The 21,644-nt window shown below is 55.0% G+C and carries 13 protein-coding genes; 5 read left to right on the forward strand and 8 right to left on the reverse strand.

From position 1 onward, the window contains the following. Positions 1-33 precede the first annotated feature (33 nt). The 3 genes from SH248x_RS21030 to mfd all read right to left on the reverse strand — a co-directional run bounded on the left by SH248x_RS21030 (position 34) and on the right by mfd (position 9,360). Entirely contained in the window at positions 34-4,236 is a 4,203-nt protein-coding gene (locus SH248x_RS21030; protein ID WP_459556295.1) for a type II secretion system protein GspD, read from the reverse strand. A 515-nt stretch (positions 4,237-4,751) separates the two neighbouring features. After that, positions 4,752-5,993, reverse strand: coding sequence for a peptidylprolyl isomerase (locus SH248x_RS21035; protein WP_459556296.1), 1,242 nt, complete (start codon positions 5,991-5,993; stop codon positions 4,752-4,754). 112 nt (positions 5,994-6,105) lie between these two features. Then, a complete protein-coding gene (gene mfd / locus SH248x_RS21040) occupies positions 6,106-9,360 on the reverse strand; it encodes a transcription-repair coupling factor (RefSeq protein ID WP_459556297.1) in 3,255 nt (1,084 codons plus the stop codon). Between mfd and SH248x_RS21045 the strand changes: the two genes are divergently transcribed. Beyond that, positions 9,359-10,456, forward strand: a complete 1,098-nt coding sequence (locus tag SH248x_RS21045) for a YihY/virulence factor BrkB family protein (protein WP_459556298.1) — start codon at positions 9,359-9,361, stop codon at positions 10,454-10,456. The genes mfd and SH248x_RS21045 overlap by 2 nt on opposite strands. Positions 10,457-10,474: 18 nt before the next feature. Here SH248x_RS21045 and SH248x_RS21050 read toward each other — a convergent pair whose 3' ends face one another. After that, a complete protein-coding gene (locus SH248x_RS21050) occupies positions 10,475-12,673 on the reverse strand; it encodes a bifunctional rhamnulose-1-phosphate aldolase/short-chain dehydrogenase (protein ID WP_459556299.1) in 2,199 nt (732 codons plus the stop codon). 298 nt (positions 12,674-12,971) lie between these two features. Here SH248x_RS21050 and epmA point away from each other — a divergent pair, with 298 nt between their 5' ends. After that, on the forward strand, positions 12,972-13,955 hold the full coding sequence (epmA, locus tag SH248x_RS21055; protein WP_459556300.1) for an EF-P lysine aminoacylase GenX: 984 nt from the start codon (positions 12,972-12,974) through the stop codon (positions 13,953-13,955). Between the two features lie 551 nt (positions 13,956-14,506). Here epmA and SH248x_RS21060 read toward each other — a convergent pair. The 3 genes from SH248x_RS21060 to leuB all read right to left on the reverse strand — a co-directional run bounded on the left by SH248x_RS21060 (position 14,507) and on the right by leuB (position 18,813). Further along, positions 14,507-15,622, reverse strand: coding sequence for a DUF1559 family PulG-like putative transporter (locus SH248x_RS21060; RefSeq protein WP_459556301.1), 1,116 nt, complete (start codon positions 15,620-15,622; stop codon positions 14,507-14,509). Between the two features lie 97 nt (positions 15,623-15,719). Beyond that, the gene (gene hflX / locus SH248x_RS21065; RefSeq protein ID WP_459556302.1) at positions 15,720-17,156 is read right to left on the reverse strand and encodes an HflX GTPase family protein; all 1,437 of its coding nucleotides are present in this window, start codon (positions 17,154-17,156) and stop codon (positions 15,720-15,722) included. A 583-nt stretch (positions 17,157-17,739) separates the two neighbouring features. Next, positions 17,740-18,813, reverse strand: a complete 1,074-nt coding sequence (gene leuB, locus SH248x_RS21070) for a 3-isopropylmalate dehydrogenase (protein WP_459556303.1) — start codon at positions 18,811-18,813, stop codon at positions 17,740-17,742. Between the two features lie 317 nt (positions 18,814-19,130). Here leuB and SH248x_RS21075 point away from each other — a divergent pair, with 317 nt between their 5' ends. Both SH248x_RS21075 and SH248x_RS21080 read left to right on the forward strand, forming a co-directional pair. Beyond that, positions 19,131-19,331 carry a hypothetical protein gene (locus tag SH248x_RS21075; protein WP_459556304.1) on the forward strand — a complete coding sequence of 67 codons (201 nt, stop codon included), beginning with the start codon at positions 19,131-19,133 and terminating at the stop codon, positions 19,329-19,331. Between the two features lie 46 nt (positions 19,332-19,377). Beyond that, positions 19,378-19,638, forward strand: a complete 261-nt coding sequence (locus tag SH248x_RS21080; protein WP_459556305.1) for a hypothetical protein — start codon at positions 19,378-19,380, stop codon at positions 19,636-19,638. A gap of 186 nt (positions 19,639-19,824) precedes the next feature. Here the strand turns inward: SH248x_RS21080 and tsaE are convergent, their stop codons facing one another. After that, positions 19,825-20,328 (reverse strand): tRNA (adenosine(37)-N6)-threonylcarbamoyltransferase complex ATPase subunit type 1 TsaE, encoded by a 504-nt coding sequence (tsaE, locus tag SH248x_RS21085; protein WP_459556306.1) that lies wholly within the window; start codon positions 20,326-20,328, stop codon positions 19,825-19,827. Positions 20,329-20,780: 452 nt separating this feature from the next. Here tsaE and SH248x_RS21090 point away from each other — a divergent pair, with 452 nt between their 5' ends. After that, positions 20,781-21,542: a gamma-glutamyl-gamma-aminobutyrate hydrolase family protein gene (locus SH248x_RS21090; protein WP_459556307.1), complete on the forward strand. Its 762-nt coding sequence runs from the start codon at positions 20,781-20,783 to the stop codon at positions 21,540-21,542. The last annotated feature ends 102 nt before the right edge of the window (positions 21,543-21,644 follow it).

Raw genomic sequence — 21,644 nt, forward strand, 5'->3', positions numbered from 1 at the left:
CGGTCATTACTGAACTCGTTTACTATCCGGTCATTACTGACCGAGGAGAGCTTCCTCTTCCTCTTGGATGATGATACGAGGTGTGACCATCAGCATCAGAGATTCTGTTTCACGACCAACCCCTGAGTTCTTAAACAGGCGGCTGACGTAAGGAATCTTGTTGAGGATCGGAACCCCGGCCATGTTACGACCTTCTCGGAGACGTTTGACTCCGCCGAGGAGGACGGTACCGCCGTCTGGGACAGAGACGATCGTCTGGACGGTGACAATTTCCTGGACAGGCTGTTGAACAGTGATCGAGCCGACTCCACCACCGCTTTGGCCAGTCGTACCACCGACACCTTGAGCACCACCCTGGTTACCACCGGCACCTTGAGTACCCGTTGCCCCGGTCGTACCGCCTGTTCCACCGATCCCTCCGAAGCCTTGACCACCGCCAAAGCCACCCTGCTGGCCACCGCCGCCGAAGCCACCGGCTCCGCCAGCACCTGCGATACCACCAGCACCGCCTGCTTGACCTGCGATTCCACCGATACCAGTTCCGCCGTTCGTTCCGCCACCTGCGAAGGTGAAGGTGAAGACGTCTGTGATGTTGGTGAAGAAGGGAGAGACACTCAAGCGGACATATCGTCGGTCAGCTGAGATAACAGCCTGGACAGACATCTGAACGCCGTCCTGGAAGGTCTGGATGATGGGCTGGAAGCCTACGGAGAAGTTACCGACTGCTGGTTGGACCGAGATAACGAATGGTCGTTGAACCGAGTCGTTGACGAAGGCGGTCTGACCGTTGAAGAGGGTGACTTTCGGAGCGAACATGATGTTCGATCGCTCATCGGCTTGTGCAGCCTGGATGAAGAAGAAGGCTTCAATGTCGCTGAGAACTGCGAAACCGACCTGGATACCGACTTCAGGGTTGAAGTTACCGAAGTCAGGAACCCCGACCTGGAACGAACCTTGTCGGAATGGAATGTCCAGGTTCTGCGAGAACGATGTCGGGCTGTTCATACCGACGATTGTTCCGTTGTTTGGATAGCTGTCGCGGTTGACCAGGTTTCTCAGAGGGGCAGTTGAGAATGGAGCATCTCCACCCGCAGTTCCGCCGCCAGTGGTCCCTGTTGTGCCTGTGGTTCCGCCACCGCCAGTGCTAGCCAGAGATCCGTCGACTGCACCGAAGCGTCCCAGTGGGAAGCCGTTGTCGTCTGTTTGTGGATTTCCTGCGGTATCCTGGACGTTGAAGTCGAAGTCGATCCCGATCCGCTCGAAGAAGCGGTCAGACACAGAGATGAATCGAACTTCGATCGTGACCTGAAGGTCCTGGAGGCGTCGCAGCTGCTCGAGCAGGTCAGCGATTTCGTCGTGGACTTTCTGAGTCTGTCGGATAACCAGAGACAGGGTTGAGTCGTGAGACTTGAGTGTTCCCTGGCCGCCTGCACCGTATTCGTCCCAGGTGTGTGGGTCGATCGTGCCGGTGATCAGATCGGTCAGTGAACCGAAGTCAGTGCTTTCCTGAGCAGGAACTCGCATTGGATTGGCTGCTGATGCCATGCCTGTTCCCATCATTCCGCCAACAGCGGCGGCTGGGTCACCGACTTGAGCCAGAGCATTTCCGAATGGTTGAGCCATGCCGCCCATCGGGACGCTCATTTGAGCACCGCCGAGGGTTCCGTAAGGATTGTGAGTTGAGGTGTTGAGCATCTTCAGAGGAACGACCAGGTCAGCGACGTCGTAGACGATGTTGACGAGTGCACCTTGCTGACGCATGCGGCTGGAGATACTGAGGACTTCATTCTTGACGGCGTAATCGAGGTTCATTGGTTCGAGCAGAAGAGCGAGAGCGTTCTTGAGCTTGATTCCATCGACGTTCATCGAGACGGGAGCATCTGAAGTGATTCCTTCTTCTGTCAGACCGATTTCATCGATGGCAATGTTGATGGCAGCGACCGTCTGGATGTGACGAATGACGTCAACCAGTGGCTTGCGATCAAAGTGCAGAGAGATCGGCTGGTTCAGAGAGTTCTGGATCTTCTTCTCTTCGTCTGTCTGATTGCGTTGAGTACCGCCTTTGTACTTGGCTCGTCGGTCAGTCAGTTCACGCCAGTCTTTGGCGTTCTTGTATTTGATCGGGTTGTCGCCGACGACATCGTAAGCCAGAGACTCTTCGACATCGTTGAGGGTTGACCAGAACATTTCTTCTTTGGCATCTCTCATGCGATCGTTGGAGTCGACGCGTGATGCGAACTTGGATTTCCAGACCATCAATTCAGAGGTTGGATTCTCTGGATCGAGATCTTTGGCTTGCTTGGCGAGGACGCCTGCTTCTGCGAAGCGACGTTCGTCCATCAAGCGGTTGAATTCTTCGACGAGGTCAGCCATTTCCTGCTCGACGCGGAGTTCGTAAGCTTGTTCTTTTGCAATCAGGCTTTTGACTTCCTCGTTGCTGCGTTGCATGTCGATGAGTGGCTTGCGTTGAGCCATGTAAGACTCGATCGATTCGCGTGAGCGTTGCAGAGACGACATCAGCATGGAGGCCTGGTCAGCTGGCAGTGAGGATGACTCGACACTGGTGATGGCTGAATCGATCAGGCTGAGGGCATCGTCGGCGTTGCGTTCACGAGTCATTTCTGCCTTGTAGATGGCATTCTGAACTTCGGTGCGGAGGCGATCGAATTCGACCGACTGCTTTTGCATTGCGGAGTTGATTTCTGGATCGAAGGCATCAGCTTGAGAGCCAGATTCGTTGCTGGCCAGTTGAATGCCGCGTGTACCGCGTGGAGTCAGATCACGCAGGAACGACTGGAGCTGCTGACGCTGGTAAGAGCTGAGCTCGTCCTGTCCTTTGTAAGCTGTCTTGAAATACTCGTAGGCTTCGTTTCGTTGACCGGCTCGCAGTTTGTCGAGGCCTGTCTGGTAGGCTTCGTCAGCAGAGAGAGAAACGATTTCTTCGTTGGCACTGGTCACGCCTTGTCGGGCATCCACTGCCGATGGCTGGATCATCTGATCCCAGTTGCGTGGAGTTGAACCTGCAGGAGCAGGTTGGGCGTTGGCAGCGACTGGGAAAGCAGCAGGGGCTTGTACCGCTGAGCCTGGAGCCTGTTGAGTCCAGACCGTTGGTGCCTGGAAGTTTTCCGGAGTACCGCCGTTGGTGGCGATGGTTTGCTGGCGTTGCAGACGATTGATGTCGGCAGCGAGCAGTTCGGGACGCTCATCGAACAGACCGTAAGCGGCGTTGACGCCTTCGGCTTTAGCGACGGCGGCCTGGGCTTTTTCAACTTCACCAGCATCGAGGTGCTCGCGAGCTTGTTTGAGCCATTGTTGTGCGAGTTGCTTTTGATCCTGACCGGCTGATGTTTGAGGAGCAGACGGAGCAGGATTGAATGGATCGTTTGAAACGACTGCTTTTTCTGGAGAGGTCAGCAGGCGGTTGCCAGACTGACGTTCGATTTCTGACAGGATGTGTTCTGGACGAACATCCCAGAGGCTGTATTCAGCTGGGATTGTGCGAGCCTGGAGGGCCAAAGTACGGGCTTCTTCAAAGCGTCCCAGTTCGATCATCTTCTGGGCAGATGCCAGAAGTTTCTTAGCCTGGTCTTGTGCATCGTTTGGAGTCATCGTCGCAGTCGGTGTTCCGCTGGCGGTGACGTTGACTGGTTGAGCGAATGGATTGGGTTGCGAAGCCGGTGATTTGGCGACGATCGGAGCCTGAGCGAAGGCAGGATTCATTTTGCCTTTGCGTTCGATCTCGACCATCATTTGCTCGGGGGTGATTTCGAACGGGCTGTAGACGACTTCCAGCTTGGCTGCTTCCTGAGTCTTCTGAGCGGCGGCCATGACGTCGCCTTGCTCCATCGCCTGTTGAGCTTGAGACAGCAGGAGAGTCGCGTACTTCTTACGAGAGGCAGCCGACATGGTGTCGCCTGATCCCGGATTGAGCAGCGATTCGTCTGGAAGAGCACGTTGCCACTCGGCGATCAGCTGATCGGGAGTGATTTCAGTCGCTTCGAAGGTGACTGCGAACTGGCGAGAAAGCGATTGAGCCGACTTGGCCAATCGAACTGCCTCTGCGATTTGTCCCTGACGATGAGCGGCGCGAGCCTTCACCATCAGCTGGTCGACGCGCTGGCGAACCGAGCCGCCAGTTGCCTGGCCACCAAGTCCATCACCAGCAGCCATGAATCCCTGGAATGGGTCTTCCTGGGCCTGGCCGGCGTTGTAAGCAAAAGACACCGCGGTGAGCAAGCATGCGCACCCGATGAGCCCAAATACTCTTGTCATTTTCGTGCCCTCCTTCTGGCCACGAGTGGGGACAGAAAACTGTGGTATGGATCGCGACATATCCTGCGCCGTTTCCTAAAGAGAAGTGACTGGTGAGATGAGATTGTGAATGCAGGCAGACTGTCCATGCACGATGGAGATCACGCTGACGCGCGATCACATCCGAAGGAAATCAATGCATTCAGAGGTGTTAAGGACCGTGACTTGCTCACCCTCCGAAGAGAACGAACTTGTCAGGAAATCGAACTGAAACTGGTCGACTGACCGAAGTCATTCCAACTGGTTTCAGGAGGTGATGTGAAGGAATATGTCTGTGGAATCCACAGTCAGGGAGTGATCAATATGCCATGTCTGGCAGATGGTCAATGTGTCCTTGCACCCGTCGGGTCCACGACACAAAGATTTGTAAGTTCTGCTCAGACAGGAATTGTATGGAAGTGCGACGATAGACTCGTCGAGGGGATGTGATGGATCGGGGATCAAGGTTTTGCGGGCGGTGTTTCGTTATCAAAGATCGTTTCGATGACCGCCGTGGCTTTGAGATCAGCCAGGACCTTTTCTGTGAGTTGACGTCGTGATTCTTCGCCGAGCTTCTTTTCGATCTTCGTTTGCATTTCTTCAAACGGATGAACGCCGGCTTCTTTTCGTTCCATGACTTCAACGACCTGGAAAGAGGTCGTCCCGACGAGAACTTCGCTGATCTCGCCGAGAGGTGTATTGATCAGTGCGCCACGCAGGTTGTCATCGCCTAAGCTTTCCAGTCGTGTCCAGTCACAGAAGCCACCGTTCTGAGCTGTCGAACCTTCGGAAAACTTCTTGGCAACGTCGGCGAACTTGGTACCGTTTTTGAGCTCCGTCACGGCCAGTTTCATCTTGTCGGCGGCACCATTCTGTCCGCCGTTATTGTGATGATAGATGACCATTTCGCGGTATTTGACTTGCGCGGGATAACGGTACTCTTCAATGTGTGCGTTGTAATATTCGAGCAGTTCGGAACGACTGTAGACTTTGGGTTCTTTGGCATGGAGAGCCAGATACTGGAAAGCCATTTGCTGGCTTCCGAAGGCATCTCGCAGGCTTGCCAGCGATGTTCCCTGTTCGCGCAGAATGTGTTCGAGTTCTTCTGGTCCCGAGACGTTGGCCTTTTTGACCATGTCCTGGACCTGTTCTTCGAAGGCTTTATCGAGCTGGGTTTTCACCTGCTCCATCTGCTCTTTTTTCAGAGACTCTTTGAGTGTCCCTGCCAGAAGTGACCGCTCGATATGATTGGGCAGATCCTTCTTGAGGAGCTGATTGCGGATCTCGACATACTTATCGGGTGCCTGGACTTTGAGGATGTCTAGCTTCGTGCCATAGCGTTCCAGGATATCGGACGCCATGATGGGCTTGCCGTTGACGGTCGCGATGATCTCGGCGTCTTCGAAAGGCGACCTTTCCGGGATTGCTTTTGATTTCTCGTCGTAACGCACGAGCTTGACGCCGGAATTCGTAATGGAGACTTCCGGGTTCAGTCGGGCGTAGTTTTTCTGGTCGACGGCGATGTCTTCGGCAGAAACTCGCGGCGGCGGGGGGCCGACCACAGGGTTATCCATCTCAACCGATTTGAAGCTGCCGCATCCATGCACTGCCAGTGCCGTTCCCGAGACCATCAACGACCACCCGGCGCGACGCAGCAGCGTTCGCAGACGGAGAGTCTTGAGTGATATGGTTGGACGTGGCATGTGGAGGTGACCGCGTAGGAGTGAGAAGGTGCGGAAGGGGAGGTGTTTTGAGAAGACGTAGCGGCGCGATGCGCCTGTCTATTTGCGTGGCGTTATACGATAGCCAATTCGACTAACGCAACACGGCTTTCAGGAAATCAATCAGCGAGGCGATCGTTTGGTAATTTTTACGATCAAGATAGGCCTGATGCTCGTTAACCACCTTGACTTTGGAATTCCGCTTTTCCAGGTGCTTGATGGCGCCAATATCTTTATAAGTCATGACGACGAAGTCATCTTCGAGACGAAGCGTGTCGATTTTCCACTGGCGGGCGTAGATTTCGATTTCCTTAAGTTCCAGCATGGAAAGGACTTCGGAAGGAAGCGGGCCGAAGCGGTCTTCGATCTCAGCTTTGAGTTCGATAATCTGGGCAAGATTGCCTACGGCTGAAAACTTGCGGTAAAGCTCGATCTTGGGGCGTCCGGGGGGGATGTATTTTCCGGGGAGGTAGGCGGAGACTGGCAGGTCGACGTGGACGTGGGGATGTTCCCTCAACGGTTGCTTTTTCAGCTTGCGAACTGAGTTTTCCAACAATTGGCAGTAAAGCTCATACCCGACTTGCGAGATATGGCCGGATTGTTCAGTCCCCAGAATGTTCCCTGCACCACGGATTTCGAGGTCGCGCATCGAGATCTGGAAGCCCGCCCCGAGATGCGAGAACTCTTCGATGGCTTTCAATCGCTTGGCTGCGACCGAGGTGAGAACCTTGCCTTCTTCGACCAGCAGATAGCAATACGCGCGATGTTTATAACGTCCGACGCGACCGCGTAGCTGGTGAAGATCTGCCAGCCCATAGTTCTCGGCCTGGTGGATGAAGATCGTATTGGCGTTGGGGATATCGAGGCCGGATTCGATGATCGTTGTCGCGACGAGAACGTCACATTCGCCGGTGACGAAGGCCCGCATGTTGACTTCGAGTTCGTCTTCATTCATCTGTCCGTGAACGATGGCGAACGATGCTTCGGGAACAATGGCGTTCAGCTTGTCGGTCAGTGATTCGATGTCGTAAACGCGGTTGTGGACAAAGTAAATTTGCCCGCCGCGGTTCAGTTCACGAATGAACGCCTGACGAATGAGATGGTCATCCCAACGACAGACGCGCGTCTCGACGGCCTGACGTTCCTGCGGGGGAGTCAGCAGATTGGAGATATCTCGTACGCCGAGCAGGGACAGGTGCAGCGTGCGGGGAATCGGGGTCGCGGAGAGGGTCAGTACGTCGACTTCCAGGCGCAGCTTTTTGAGCATGTCCTTGGCTTCGACGCCGAAGCGTTGCTCTTCGTCGATGATGACCAGGCCCAGGTCTTTGAAGAAGACATCTTTCTGAACGAGACGGTGTGTCCCGATGACGAGATCGACCGAACCGGCATCGAGTCCTTCCAAGGTAGCCAGTTGTTCTTTGCGTGTCTTGAAGCGGGAGATGACTTCAATGTTGTACGGATACTCGGCCATTCGCTCGGAGAATGTCCGGTAATGCTGCTCGGCGAGGACGGTTGTCGGGACGAGGACGGCGACCTGTTTACCGGCATCGATGGCGCGAAAGGCTGCTCGCATCGCGACTTCTGTTTTGCCGTAACCGACGTCGCCGCAGATGAGTCGGTCCATCGCGCGGGGGCGCTGCATGTCGCTGCGGATTTCTTCGATCGCTGTCAGCTGGTCGGCGGTTTCCTCGTACGGGAAGGCGGCTTCGAATTCTTTCACCCAGTCCGAATCAGCGGGGAACGGGTGCCCGGGCATCGATTCCCGCTTCGCCTGCATCTCGATCATGTCGGACGCCATGTCGGCGATGGCTTTGGCGACTTTTTGTTTCTTGTTCGCCCAGGTGGCGGTGCCGAGCTTGGACAGTTTCGGTGCGACCGCTGCTGCGCCGACGTATTTCTGCACCAGGTGAATGAGCGTCGTCGGGACGAAGACGCGCATGCCTTCTGCGAACTCGAGGATCAGGTGATCTTCTGCGACTCCATCTTTTTCGATCAGATCCATGCCGGCAAATCGAGCGATGCCGTGGCTGATGTGGACGACGTAATCGCCTTCGTTGAGTTCGAGGAAGCTGTCGATCGCCCGTGTTTCGATCTTGGCTTTCTTCGATCCAGCGCGAACTTCTCGTCGGTCAAACAGTTCGTGGTCGGAGATGACCAGGATCTTCTGCTCCATCAGGCGGAAGCCTTTGGAAACGACCCCGATCACGAAGTTTGTTTGTTTGAGAAGTTCTGGCTGATGTTCCTGGAACAACTCGTTGAGACGCTGGCGTTCTCCTTCGTTGTGGCAGGCAAGGAGGACTTGTTCTTCGGGCGTGAGGATCTGCGCGAGTTCTGAGAGGACCTTGTGCTTGGCTCCTGCGAACTTCTCGATGGCCTCGGTTCGCAGTCGGAATTCACGCTCGACCGACGACATCCCGATCGCGGTGATGGTGACCGATGGGAATGTCGCACATTTGCCGAGGGTGGAACGAGGCGTGAAGAAGCCGACTGGGTTTCCAAGACGTTCGAGGTAGCGTTTGCCTTCTTCGACAAGCTCTGCCAGATCAGATAGAGCCACCCAGCTGCCTTTGGGGAGTGATTCAATCAAGCTGGCGGCGATGTCTTCTGAGACGGGCTGGCCGTCATCCTGGATGAACTTGATCGGCTTAAGGACGCTTAGTTTCGTTTCATCGAGATCTTTGAGTTTGCGCTGGCTGGCGAGGTCGAAGATGCGGATCGACTCGATCTCATCGCCAAACAGTTCAATCCGAACAGGGTTGATGGCATCGGGGGAATAGACATCCAGAATCCCCCCGTGAATGGCGAATTCGCCCGGTTCTTCGATGGCGCTCACGCGAGTGAAGCCTTTTCCGACCATCCAGGCGGTGATGTCTTCGAGGTCGATTTCATCGCCGACGCGGAATGTACGGACAGAAGCGTCTCGAATCTTGCGAGATGGGACGGGCTGCATCAAGGCTGGCAGCGAGGTCACAACGATCTTCGGCGGGGCTGCGGACTCGAGATTTTTTAGGCAGCGCAGTCGCTGGCCGAAAACGACATCTGCCAGCGAGTGTTCGTCCGGCAGCGTCTCCCATGATGGGAAGATCGCGGGCTCGACATCGAGAAACGCCTGGACGTCCATGGCATAATCATCGACATCCGATGGTCTTGGCAGGACAACCAGAAGTGTGCCGGGACAGCCCGTCGAAAGAGCGGCTGACGCAAGCGCGCAAGACGATCCCCATGCTCCGTCGATGGCTGCACTCTTGTGTTGAGCGAGCGTCTCGAGCAGCTGCAGGAAGTCTGGAGAAGAACGCAAAAGTGGGACGAGACTTGTCAGTTCCCACGTATTAGATGTCTCAATCGACATGCGAAAATTCTATCATGTCGAGACCGAAATCAAAGGAGCAGGGGCCTCTGGAGAGAACTTCTGTCGCAACCGGGAACCGGGTTTGCTCCTCTGTCAGGACATGAAAGTCGATATGAAAGAACCACCCGTTTCTGTCCAGAGTGACCTAGCGACGCCGGTCGGTCTGCGCGCCGTCCCGCCGTTCTGGCCGTTTGTCCGTCAGGTCATCAACAGTTTTTTTGCGGATGACTGCACGAGCAACGCGGCTGCTCTTTCGTTCGCGACGATTTTTTCGCTGCCGCCGTTGACGGCTTTGATCATCTGGATGGTCGGGACAATCGTGCCGGCGGAAATCATCACCGAATCGGTCGAAGCGCAATTGTCCAACGCAGTTGGTTCGGAGATCGCGGATGGGGTGAAGCCGTTTTTGGAGACAGCGGACAGCCGGTCGGCGACGATGACGGGGGCGTTTGTCGGGATCGTGGGTGTGATCATTGGGGCGCTGGGGATGTTTCTCCAGCTGCATGCGTCGCTGAACCGTGTCTGGGGAGTTCAGGCTGATCCTGATGCGAATGGATTCTTATCGACTCTGCTGCAACGGCTGGTTGCGGTTTCGATGGTGATGGCGTTGATTCTTATTATGCTGGTCGCGATTGTTCTGGAAACCCTGACCAGCGAAACGACTCGCCTGCTCGCGCTGCTGATTCCGGAATGGTTGTCGCAGAACGCCGCGTATCTGATGCAGAACATGTTGACGATGAGCCTGTTCGTGCTCGTCCTGGTCGGGCTGTTCAAGTATGTCCCCGATGTGCGAGTCAAGACGCGACACGCTGTTTACGGCGCCGTCTTTACGGCCGTTCTGTTTTTCATCGGGAAGTTTCTGATTGCGTACGTCGTCAGCGAAGAACGGCTCAATACGTCTTACGGCAGAGCCAGTGCTCTGGCGATGCTGATGATCTGGGTCTACTACTCGTCGCTGATCATTCTGCTTGGCGCCGAGTTTGTTCAAGCCTGGGCAATGCTGTGCGGTTATCCGGTTTTGCCGGAGCGTCATGCGGTCAGAGTACGCATGGAAATCGTCCGTGAAGATTCCAAGCCTCTCCACGGACGACTTTAATTTTCCAATGTCCGATCACTATCGCATGAACGCCTCATGCAGGCCGCCGTCGACGGTGATGACCTGGCCGGTGGTTTTGCTCAGACGGTTTGAGACGAGCAGGAAGTAGGCTTCGGCTTGATCGGCGGGGGTGATGGGGGCCTTTGTCAACGTGCGGTCGGCATAGAACTGGGCGAGTTTGCTGACCAGCGAATCTGTGGCTTCGTCATCCGTGTACGGAATGTTGTACTTGGCCAGGGAGCCGATCACGCGGTCGCGGGGGAACATCGCGGATCCTTGAACGACGGTGGCCGGGGCGACGCCGTTGACGCGGACCAGGGGCGAGAGTTCGATGGCGAGTTCGCGAACAAGGTGATTGGCGGCGGCTTTCGAGGTGTCGTAGGCGACGGAGCCCTTCTTCGCGACGACGGCGTTGGCAGATGTCGTGAGGACGAGGTTCCCTTTGAGGCCTTGCAGCTTCCAGGTCTTGTAGGCTTCGTCGGCAACGAGGTAGCTGCCGGTGACGTTGATGTTGAAGGTCAAGGCCCACTTGTCGTCTGGGATGTGGCCGGTCGTATCGGAGGGGACGAAGATGCCTGCCGTGACTTCGATCGAATCGAAACCGCCGTAGGCCATGGTGACTTCATCGAGCATAGCACGGATGGATTCCCGTTTCGTAATGTCGCATTGCAGACCGATGGCAGGGCCGCAATTGCTGATGCCGGTGCCAGCGACTCCGATGCCCTGGCCATATTTTTTGATGAGTTCGTCAGCGGTTCCTTTGGCGGCTTCGCCGTTCAGGTCGACGCAGACGATGTGTGCGCCTTCTTTGGCCAGACGATGCGCGGTTTCTTTGCCGATGCCGGAACCGGCGCCGATGACGATATGGATCTGGCGATCGAGTTCTTTCTCGGCGGGCATGCGTTGGAGCTTGGCTTCTTCGAGCAGCCAGTACTCGATATCGAAGGCTTCCTGGAGGGGAAGGGCGATGTATTCATCGATCGCTTCTGCGCCTCGCATGACTTCGACGGCGCAGTTGTAGAACTCCGCAGTAACGCGAGACTCGCTCTTGTTCTTGCCCCATGCGATCATGCCGATCCCGGGGATCAGGACGACGGTCGGGTTTGGGTCTCGCATGGCGGGGGAATCAGCATGCTTACACTTCTCGTAGTAAGCTGCGTAATCTTTGCGGTATTGCTCCAGGCCAGTTGTCAGCAGTTTTTTGAGTTGGTCGATATCGCCGGTGGTTGGATCCCAATCGACGTACAGCGGCTTGATCTTCGTTCGCAGGAAGTGATCGGGACAGCTGGTGCCAAGTTCGGCAAGACGCGGGGCATCTTTGGAATTCACGAAGCGACGGATCGTGTCGTCGTCCTGTACCGTGCCGACGAAGCGTTGTTTGGTGGAGACTTGTCCGCGGAGCCATGGCAGGATCTGGATGAAGATGGCTTTGCGACCTGCTTCATCGAGCGACTTGTATTTCTGACCGCCGAAGGCTTTGGCGTGACCGCCTTTGGCTTCGTATTGTTTTTCGATGTAAGCCGCGGCTTTTTCAATCAGCGAGAGGGTCAGGTTGTAACATTCGAGGTCATCATCGGCCCAGTTGATCAGGCCGTGCTGGCCCATGATGATCCCCTTAGCCTGGGGATGTTTTTCGCAGATCGTCTTCATGGCCAGGCCGAGCTCGAAACCCGGGCGCAGCCAGGGGGTATGGATGACTTCGTCGCCGAAGATCTCCTTGGTCAGCTTGACGGAGTTCTTCGATGCAGCGACCGAGATCGCGGCGTTCGGGTGCATGTGATCGACGTGAGCATGCGGGATGAAGGAGTGCAGCGGCGTATCAATCGACGAAGCACGCGGGTTGAGGTTGAAGGTGGTGTGAGGGAAGTAGCTGACCATGCGATCTTCGGCTTCGGTCTTTGGGCCGCGTTTGGGATCGTTGGTGTAGATGGGGATCAAGCTGAGCAGCTGCTTCTGGTACAGGGACGCGAAGTTGTCTTTCTTCGAGGTTCGCAGGTCCCCGCCGGAGCCTTTGACCCAGAGGACTTCGACGTCTTCCCCTGTCAGCGGATCTTTGCCAGATACCTTGGACGAGGTATTGCCGCCGCCGGTGTTCGTGATCCGCTGGTCAGAGCCGAGGATGTTCGAGCGATAGACGAGTCGCTCGACGGGGTCGAGCTTCCCGGCGACTTCAGGATTCCAGAGGTAATTGACATACTTGAAATCAGACGGCTTCATGAACGAGATTCCTGAGTCGCGAGCGGTATTGAGTTTGATTTGGACGGTGGGACAGACATTCCTGTCTGTTCAGAATTTGTTCAGATTCAAAACACAGACAGGAATGTCTGTGCCACCATTTCGCCCATCGTAAAGCATCGATATGTAAAAAACTAGAAATGAAGTCAGTTCAATCAGCACGATCTCGCCAAATAATGACTTCTTTGCCGGGTTTTCTGGCTCATCCGTGCTCGCGACAGAGATTTTCGCATTCATTACAATCGTCCTGCCCCTGCGAACCCTTTGAGAAACACCCCATATGTCCGACTGGCAACCGACTGCTTCCCTCGACGCCCTGCTGTTGCGCCATCGTCTGCGCTCGCGCATTCGTCGTTTATTTGACGATGCAGGGTTCATTGAAGTGGAAACGCCCTGCCTGTCATCGGAATCAGTCATTGATGCGCATCTGGATCCAATTGAAGTCCCGTTCGACAGTGCTTCGCGATCCTATCTGCAAACATCGCCGGAAGCTCATATGAAGCGTCTGTTGTCTGCAGGGGCTCCCAGCATCTATCAGTTGACGCGGTCCTTTCGAGCGGGCGAGATAGGCGATCGTCATAATCCTGAATTCTCGATGCTGGAGTGGTATGCGCTCGGCTGGTCGATTGAGGATCAGATCAAGTTCATCAGTCGCCTGGTTGAGTCGAGCATTGCCGAAATCGGGCAGGGATCGTCACGTGTGTTTTCATCGCCACGGCTTGTGACTTACTCGGAACTGGTTCGTGAAGCGACGGGAATCGATGCGCTTGAGACCACGCCGATGGCTTGTCGCGATGTCCTGATCGAGAAAGGTATTTCGATCCCTGCAGGTATGGATGAATCTCCGTTGGATGACTGGTTGAATCTTATCTGGTCTGGGATTGTCGAGCCATCGCTTGTCGATCAGGGGATGGTCTATGTCACAGACTATCCAGCCAGCCAGGCAGCGCTCGCGAGGCTATCACCCAGCGACCCGCGTGTTGCGTTGCGGTTCGAGCTTTATCTGAATGGGCTGGAAATCTGCAACGGGTATGACGAACTGACTGATCCAGACGAACTTGATGCACGCATGCAGTCACAGCAGTCACTGCGGACCAGCCTGGGGAAAGAGTCGCTTCGGGCACCCTCACGACTCATTGAGGCCCAGCGCGCCCATTTTCCTGCGTGTACCGGCGTAGCGCTGGGCTTTGACAGGCTGATGATGTGGCTGATCGGCAGTTCTCAGATTTCGGATGTGATTTCGTTCCCGTGGGGGCGTGCGTAATTGAACTATCGCATCATGAGTTAGGGGATGTTTGAAAAATCAAATACAAAGAAGCCGTCACCACCAAGTCTCAAAGAACACGAAGGTTCACAAAGGGGGAACGGAAATTTGCAATCCCGATGCGGTAAAGTCATCAAGTCTTTGATGTAGCCCTCATTCTGATCTCCATCTTTGGTTTTCTTTGTGAGTCTTTGTGTCCTTTGAGCCTTCGTGGTGAATCTTGTCTGAGGATTCGGAGGCTTTGCATAGATTTCCCAAACAGCTTCCCAGCAACACAAAAAAGCGTCGCGTGAAGTTGGCTTCACACGACGCTTGAAGATAGTCGGGATTGGTCAAAGAGTCTTAGAAGCTGGCTGAAAACATCAAAGATGCCTTCCCCTGGAGGGCGAGGCTCCGTCCGAGCCGCTGTCCCTCGAACTCGTCGAGGCCATCGAAGTCCAGCTCACAGTTGAAGTTTCGCAACGCAAAGGAGCGGCTCACACGGAGGTTCGCCCTCCCGACGTTGTCGGTGCTTGTGTTGGAACTTGGAAGACCATTTTTCGGACAGAGTCTTAGAACTCCTGATTGATACGCTCGCCACGGTTGCGGGTGCACAGTGAGAACAGGGTCGACTGGTCGATGTTCTTGGCGATCTTGTGCACAGAGCCGTCGGCGAAGACAAAGTTAGACAGGTCTTTATGCTGGCTGCCGAAGCCGAAGTATTGGCCATCGGTAATGCCGTTGCCGTTGGAGTCACGAACGCCGCTGTTTGGATCGGGCCACCAGCCGTCAAACAGGGGTTGATCCAGGCGTGGTCGGGCACAGCAGCTGTTCCCTTCGCTCCAGATACCGAATGCCGTTTCGCCGGCGAGAATGGTGTTGGACATTCCGTCACTGATATCACCGTCGCGAATGGCGCTGTTCTCGAAGAGCATCCCGTTAGTCACAGGAAGGAGCGGGCTGTTGATGTCGGTCGGATCAACGTGATCGGATGCCAGGTTGATGTTTCGGAAACCCATGTTACCGCGATAGTTCGTGTAGCCGAAGCCGTTGGGACGAGACGATGGCAGGCCTGATGTCGGGCAGGTATAGGGCTTGATGAGTGACTGTGAGGCAGCGAGGTTGTTGGCACTGAAGCGATCTTCTCCGAAGTTGACGCCTGTTGTGGCGGCATCCATTTGCGGGAGGATCAATGACTGCCAGCCCCAGTAAGGGGAGTACAGCCATTCGTTGAGTTCAACGATCGTTTCGACGTCTTGTCCGGTGGTTCCACCAGCTCCGCTGTTACGGACCAGAGAAGGAATCGTGGCTGGCTCGGTGAAGCCGATTACGCGTGGGGCAGGGTTGGTGAAGACAGGAGGAACGAACCCTTCGTCGGTATCCAGGGTTCCGTTGCCGTTGGCATCGGTATCCTGGGCATCTGGAATTCCGTCGCCGTCCAGGTCATCGTTGTGATAAACGTAGCCGGAAGGGAAGGTCCGAAAGCCGTCGAGATAATTGTGGCAGGCCAGGCCGATTTGTTTCAAATTGTTCATGCACTCGGTGCGTCTGGCTGACTCGCGAGCCTGCTGGACAGCGGGCATCAACAGGGCAACAAGAACACCGATAATCGCGATGACAACGAGGAGTTCGATCAACGTAAAGCCGCGAAACGGCCGAGGCAGGCGACGGGAAATGCGTGCTGGCATGTGTGTACCTTAAGTGTGCCAAGTTCTGAAGAGGGCAGAACGAAGACAGGCTCGACCGAGGCTTTTTCTTCGCAAAGCATGGAGATACCGATCAAACCTACACGCTTGACACGGGTTTTTCAAGATGAGAGATATCGGATTGAGGATCTGACGCATCATCTGAGTGAAAATCAACTTCTGTCTCCGAGCCGACAGAATTTGACGACGCGTCACTTTCTGCGAGATTTCCCGCCTCGAAGACATGATCCGGATCAACGTGGACGGTTGTTTGTCTGGCGATCAAGCCAGGGATCATGCGACGATAAATTCCGCAGCGATAGATGAGATCATTCCCCTGCAAGGTCATTTCTCGCAGGTCCGCATGATAGTCCAGATACGCTTTGGCGGCGCTGTTTTCGGCAGAGGCGACGACGTCGGCTTCGACCATCCCGTTGCCCAGATGATTGGCGACGTAGATTGACAGCTCTTGCAGTCCGGTCCCGCTTTTGGCGCTGATGGAAATCGAGCCCGGATGACGGGAGCGAAGCAACTCGACAATCGAACGATCCTCGACGGCATCAAGTTTATTGATGACGAGAAGTCGCGGGATATCGCCTGCTCCGATTTCCTGGAGAACGTCATTGACCGTATCGACGTGATGAACCGCCAGCGGGTCGCTCGCATCGACCAGATGGAGGAGCAATTCGGCGTGACGTGCTTCTTCCAGTGTCGATTTGAACGATGCCACGAGGTGGTGGGGGAGGTCGCGGACGAATCCGACGGTATCGCTCAGGAGGATGTCGCCGAAGTGAGGAATTTTCCAGCGACGGGTCCGTGTATCCAGCGTGGCGAACAGTTTATCTGCGACATAAACATCTGCATTTGTCAGCGTGTTCATGAGCGTACTCTTGCCGGCGTTGGTATAGCCAACGAGCGAGACGCGAGGTTGTTCACGACGCGAGGCGACTTCCCGTTCGCGACGTTTTTCGACCTCTTCCAGGCGTTTCTTCAACTCGGTGATGCGTTTATCGACGAGTCGTCGGTCTGTTTCGAGCTGCTTTTCCCCCGGACCACGACTACTGCCAATTCCCCCGTCGATCCGCTCCAGGTGGGTCCACATGCGTTTCAAACGAGGACGCATATAAAGGAGTTGTGCCAGTTCGACCTGCAGCATCGACTCCTGGCTGCGGGCATGGGTGGCGAAGATGTCGAGAATGACTTCACTGCGATCGACGACGACCGAGTTCAGTTCCTTTTCGAGGTTCTTGCCTTGAGAGGGAGAAAGGGCGTTGTCAAAAATGACGATGTCCGCTTTTGTCTCGTTAATCAGCGATTTGAGTTCGGTGACTTTGCCTTGTCCCAGATAGGTCGCGGTATCTGGTGTATCGCGAGTCTGTGAAAGTCGCCCGACAACGGTCACGCCTGCGGTCTTCGCGAGACCTTCCAACTCTTCCAGGCAACGAGCTGCTGAAATCGGATGGCGGGGCGGTACGACGGCGACGAGAAATCCACGCTTCTCCGAAACTTTGAGCTGTTCGCGTTTGGGTTGTGACAAAGAGATCTTCTTTCCAGATTCAAAAATGACCCTTGCGGTATGCAAGCAATCGGTCCATCTCGTCCGACACAGGATGACACCGATCAGTTCACACTATTGTATGAGAACTTCTGCAGAGGGATATCGCGAAAACAGGTGAAGATTTGCCAACAGGGAAAGTTTCCTGTCAGCGACAACTCACCTCTTGACGTCTCGGATTGAACTGCTTGAAAGGCGAGCGGGGGGTGTGAACCCCCTGGCTTAACCGCATACTATGTCCTAACGCATTGAATACACACAAAGCCCACCTCTCCGTCCTGAAAGGACGATTTCTACCAGCCCAGGGTGAAACCCTGGGTTACGGTTCGAGAGGATATGCCCGCCCTGTAGGGGCGGATTCACCATCGTTCCTCTCGCCAACGATTGGGGCTTGGTGGATTCTCGCGGTGAACGACCCCTATAGGGTCGGTGGAGAGGGTGATAGTGTTTTGGCAACCCAGGATTTCATCCTGGGCTGGTAGAAATCGTCCCTTCAGGACGGAGAAGTCAGACAGATTCTGTGCCGAACGGGATTGGGTTGACACCCCCCGCTCGCCTAAGAGGGTCAGGCCAGGGCGTCGAGGACGAGTTGGCCCATTTCGGTTGTTGAGACACTTGGACCGCCTGCGGCGATGTCTTTTGTGCGGTGTCCGTTGGCGAGAACGCCATCGACAGCGGCTTCAATCGCGGCGGCTTCCGTTTCCAGACTCAGCGAGTGGCGCAGAAGCATGGCAGATGCCAGAATGGTTGCCAGAGGATTCGCGATTCCTTTGCCAGCGATATCAGGAGCAGAACCGTGGATTGGCTCGTAGAGGCCTGGGCCGCTGGAAGACAGGGCCGCTGAGGGAAGGAGTCCCATGGAGCCTGGCAGCATTGAGCCTTCGTCAGTGAGGATGTCGCCGAAGAGGTTTTCGGTGACGACGACGTCGAATGTGCCGGGACGCGAAATCAGGTGCATCGCCATCGCATCGACGAGGATGTGTTCCAGTTTGATCTCGGGATATTCTTTCTCGATCACGCGAGTCGCGGTTTTCCGCCACAGACGAGAGACTTCCAGGACGTTGGCTTTATCGACGGAGACGAGTCGTTTGTTGCGTTTCATCGCGGCATCGGCGGCGACGCGGACGACGCGTTCGACTTCGTGGGTCGAATAGATCATCTCGTTGATCGCGGTTTCGCTGCCATCGTCGTTGGTCAGTTTGGTGGCTTTGCCGAAGTAGAGGCCGCCGGTCAATTCCCGGATGAAGAGGATGTCGACGTTTTCGACGATCTGACGCTTGAGTGGAGAGGCATCAACGAGAGCGGCGTTGGCTTTGATTGGACGCAGATTCGCGAACAGTCCCAGTTCTTTACGGATCTTGAGCAGACCGACTTCCGGGCGGGTCGACGCATTGGGGTCGTCCCACTTCGGACCGCCGACGGCACCGAGAAGAATCGCATCGGCTGCACGGCAGGCGGCGAGGGTTTCGTCCGGCAGGGGATTGCCGGTTTTGTCGATGGCGATTCCGCCGATGTCGTGCGAGGTGAAGGAGAAGGAGTGGCCGAATTTTTCCGCGATGCGTTTGAGAACAAGTTCAGCCTGGGCAACAACTTCCGGTCCAATTCCATCGCCCGGGAGGAGCACGATCGTGGCGTTCATGGAGCTCTTTCGAATCAGGTGACTGGCGTCCTCGTCTTCGAGTCTGCACAGCAAATTCAGGGAAAAAATGTCAAGAGGGTCAACTTAACAGGACGGGCACACCCGTTCCAGTGATGAATAGGAATTGGTAATTAGGAATTGGTAATTGGCCGGAAGCTTCGCCTTTTTGTGACGTCTTTGGCATGCTGGTGTGATTCAACGATTTCGGAACATGCTTCTCATCCTGGCGAAGCGGATCGGCCAATTACTAATTACCAATTTCTAATTACTATGTTCGAGGCGTCACAAATTACCTCGTTTGGCCAACGCTTACGACCTTGCTGGTCAACGTGAAACGACCAGGTGTCGCGATTCAATTGCGTGACATGGTGCTCGTGGAAATTCTGGCCTTCGACTTTTCTGAGATCAACTTCTCAAACAGCATCGCCGAAATGACTAGGGAACGATGCAGACACCAACGTCTGCTCAACGCTCAGGACGAGCGCACGAATGATCGCCAACTGTTCGCGAACGCGTGACGCTGCTTTCCTGTGCCGAATTTTGGACCAAAAGGACAGAGTCGGTATGCTGCGCAGTAGCTTCTTCTCCGCCGGTGTTTTTGTTGCTCTCTGGGGCATGACGTTTCTGGCTGTGGATGAAATCGTCCTGAATGTTCAGGAGACGCAGGAAGACCTCAATCGCCCGAATTTCCGTGGCCTGTTCACGACGCTCAACGAAGACAATAAGCGGGTCATCAATCCGCCAGACTGGGCTGCTTTCAGCCTGATGTCGATTGGTTCTGTGACGATGCTGTACGCTGTTGCGTTGCCGAAAAAAGGGCATTGATTCTTAGCAACTTCTGTGTCGAATCAGGGTGGCCCAGCCGTTCATGGCTGGGTGAGCGACGCTCACAAGATGCGTTACCATTCGCGTCCAATTCGACTCAACGTATGCTTTACAATTCATGCCGCATGGCGCTGGCTTCTTGTCGCTGCGCGATCCAGCCATGAACGGCTGGACCACCCTGAGTGCTTATTGCTGTTGGGCGATTGATAACTGTTCGATGAGATCGCTGATCTGCTCGCCATCGCCGCGGAACGTAAATCGTCGGGATGTTTCGCTGGTGGCTTCGATGGTGATGTAGAGGGTATCGGCGGGGAGCATTTCAGCGACGCGTTCACCCCATTCCAGCAGGCAGATCCCATTCCCGGACAGCATTTCTTCGGCACCGAGTTCGCAGAATTCGTCGAGATCCTTCAGGCGGTAGGTATCGAAGTGGTAAATTGTCAGTGGGCTTGCGCCATGCTTTTCAGGCCAGCGTCCGAGGTATTCCTGGATTAAGACGAATGTCGGGCTGTTGACCTCTTCTTCAGGGACGCCGAGAGCGGTGCAGAATGCTTTTGAGAAGCGGGTCTTTCCTGCTCCCAGGTTACCCGTGAGGCAGACAACGAGCCCTGGAAACGACGCGTTCGCTACTCGTCGGGCGAGGTCGTCTGTTTCTTGAAGATTTTGTGTCAAAATTTCCAGCTTGGTCACCCGTCAACCCCAATTTTAGAGCTCAAACGCCGTATGGACACCATATATGGTAGCTAAAGGTCGACTTTAATCTAGTTTCCACAAAATCCCAGATTCGCTTGACCGGGGTTTTTCGCTGGTTATAGTTCCTCTTGACGTGAATGGATCACGTCACTCCAACATCCAACGTTCGCTCACTTTCGAGGAACCGGCAGAAAGGATTCTGCGACAGATGGATTGGCAAGTCTCTGGTCAAATGGTTTTTAACGTGATGTTTAAAGCTGTTATTTTCAATGACCAACTTCTTGTTGACGCTGCTCGTCTAATTGCTCAGCCTGCTTCTCCTGATTGCTCTCGAACGCTTTGATTTCGGAAACCGTTCGCTTGTCCCGTCTTCTAATCGTCGCGTTTTAAACTAAGGCACGCTCGGGTCTTACCGCGACACGTCAAGTATTACCAGGGAAGGGTATGCTATGAAACCAGTCGTCATGATGAATTCTGACTTTCGTCCAGAACGCAAAGACGGAGGAGCTCTCAACTGGATCAATGCGGGGTACTACGAATCGGTTCTCACCTCCGGCGGTATTCCCGTCGTTCTGCCACAACTCCCTAGCGATGACGATCTCCGTCAGGTTCTCCGGACTGCGGACGGCTTGTTGATGATCGGCTGCAAACTCGACCTCGACCCGATCCGCATGGGTCTCGACCCACACCCAGCGACTCGCACGATGCCAGTTGCTCGCGAAGATTTCGACCGACGTCTGGCCAAAATGGCTTATGAACTGAAGATTCCGACCCTTTGCATTGGCTCTGGGATGCAGACCATGAACGTCGTCTGCGGCGGGACACTGTATCAGCACGTTCTGGAAGAAGTGCCCAAAGCGCTGCACCACCGCGATCTGGTCGAAACCAACCTGCGACACATCATTGATATCGTTCCGGGCAGCCGACTTGATCAGATCTATGGTCCTGGGGAAATCCGCGTCAACAGCGATCACCACATGGCTGTCGAACACCTGGCTCCGTGCTTCCGCGTCAGTGCGACGACTCCAGACAGTGTGATCGAAGCCTACGAATCAATTGACGAAAACTGGTTCTGTATGGGCGTCCAATGGCACCCTGAGAGCGAGACTGCTTCGGCTCTGGATATGCAAGTGGTGGAAGCATTCATGGACGCCTGCAAAGAATCGGCTGTTCCGAATGTTATTCAAATGCCAAAACGCAAGGTGGCTTGAGAGAAGGGCTTAGGGCTCAGGGCCTTGTGCTTGGTCAGACAAGAAACAGACGCGTCGCCTTTGTGGTGATGCGTCTGTTTTCGTTTGAATGGCTGCGTGAGG

Source organism: Lacunimicrobium album (genome assembly GCF_052161635.1).
Taxonomy (GTDB): domain Bacteria; phylum Planctomycetota; class Planctomycetia; order Planctomycetales; family Planctomycetaceae; genus SXPC01.